This is a genomic window from Cellvibrio mixtus subsp. mixtus J3-8 (genome assembly GCF_000766945.1).
Lineage (GTDB): Bacteria > Pseudomonadota > Gammaproteobacteria > Pseudomonadales > Cellvibrionaceae > Cellvibrio > Cellvibrio mixtus_A.
Window position 1 is genome coordinate 1 of record NZ_KN266214.1, and the last position, 1526, is coordinate 1526.

Annotated in this window: 3 protein-coding genes; 1 reads left to right on the forward strand and 2 read right to left on the reverse strand. The window is 44.6% G+C overall.

All coding sequences use genetic code 11. The features are described from left to right. Positions 1-16 precede the first annotated feature (16 nt). Positions 17-127: a SymE family type I addiction module toxin gene (locus tag A596_RS23900; RefSeq protein WP_412130340.1), complete on the forward strand. Its 111-nt coding sequence runs from the start codon at positions 17-19 to the stop codon at positions 125-127. Positions 128-266: 139 nt separating this feature from the next. Here A596_RS23900 and A596_RS19335 read toward each other — a convergent pair whose 3' ends face one another. Both A596_RS19335 and A596_RS19340 read right to left on the reverse strand, forming a co-directional pair. Then, a complete protein-coding gene (locus A596_RS19335; RefSeq protein ID WP_152600239.1) occupies positions 267-599 on the reverse strand; it encodes a hypothetical protein in 333 nt (110 codons plus the stop codon). Further along, the coding region (locus tag A596_RS19340; RefSeq protein WP_200882974.1) for an RHS repeat-associated core domain-containing protein at positions 599-1526 on the reverse strand (928 nt) is incomplete at its 5' end. The genes A596_RS19335 and A596_RS19340, both read right to left, overlap by 1 nt.

A 1526-nucleotide genomic window follows, 5' to 3' on the forward strand; every position in this document is an offset into this window, starting at 1 on the left:
CCCGCCACAGGCCACCGTGCCCTGGTTGCAACTCAAAGGCCATTGGTTAAAACACGCGGGGTTTGATATCAACTCACCCGTGACCATTCGGGTTATGCACGGGTGTTTGGTGTTAACAACTGAGTGAGGAACGTAAATAAAAATGCCGCTACGAAAGCGGCATTTTTATTTTTTTGTAATCACAACTAACAATGTTATTTACGATTACTCATGTTGCGGTTCGCATGCTCACCACAACCTACGTGCTGGGCTTTATCTCCATGAGTTTAATTAAGAAGAATATCCGTTATTGCTGCTGCACCTCCGCGCCACCAAGATAAATCCAACGGGCGGTTTTCATCGAATTTTATTAAAGGCACCCAAGTCACGGAACTTCCAATTTCGCTACCTTTTAGTAAATCCAATAAATTATCCTGCGCCAATCTTGGAGAAGCTACCGCATATGAATAAATAACGCCACCAACATCTAATGGCGTATTTAATTTCAAAAGAATTTTTTTATGTTCTTCGTCAACAAATGCTATTTGAGCAAATGTATCTTGAGCAATGAAATCATTCATCCTAATTCTAACCGCTCTTCCTTCTAAAAAATCATTCATTAGAACACCTCCAAAATATTAACAGGGATATTTCCAATTGCTGTGCGTTCCATCCCTCCGCCGGGCATATTAAAAGCTGGCTGAACTCTTGAAGGTGTAGATAGGATTCCACCAGGAACTTCCATTTTGACCCTAACTTCGGGAGTTTGAGGTAAAGCTAACCTGATCCGAGCTCGTAAGGGATCACTATTAGCAGCATCGGTTACATAATGCTTGCCTTCACGTCCCCCACGTAATAACCCAGTTTCTAGCGTTGATTTCAGCTCAGCTCTAGACATCCACCGGTAAACAATTTCCTTTCCTCCTTTAGCAGTATTTTCTCCTGCCCTAGCACCCTTCAAAAACTTCCCCGGCCCAGCCACCATCATCGCAAATTGCGCGCCTTTGACCAGTGGTCCTGCAACACCATTCCTTGCCGCAGTTTTATTCGCTTCCATTTGCGGGTCGGTTCTCAGTGACAATATGGAGCCATTTTCACCCCATATAATCCCAAGCGTTGCGTCTTCAACAAGAATAGCTGCGGCACCGTAAAACTGATTTCCTTCCAGCGGTGCGATTATCCCTGTTGAATCCTGACGCTGCGATACATTGGTTAAAGAATCATTAACCGACAAATCCGGAATTTTAAAATTTTCAGTGCCGTTGTTGGGGTCGATCTGGTCGTAATAATCCGGGTTATTACAGGTTTCTGTGGTGCGGAAAAAATCCTTTTGGCCGTCATCGGTGCGGTGATAATAACCGGTGTAGTAACACGAATAACCGTCCGGATCCACAAAGCTACCCGGATTATTAAACGTGTAGCTGTACCGGTTAAAACTCTGCGAATTATACGGCGATTGCACGAACAAATCCGCACTGAGGAAACGGCCCAAAGTCGGATCATAAACACGGCCACCCATATGGACCAGGTTGTGGCTGTCTAGTTGA

Coding starts and splice junctions, on each gene's coding strand:
- A596_RS19335 (WP_152600239.1), bottom strand. CDS start 599: ATGAATGATTTTTTAGAAGGAAGAGCGGTTAGAATTAGGATGAATGAT.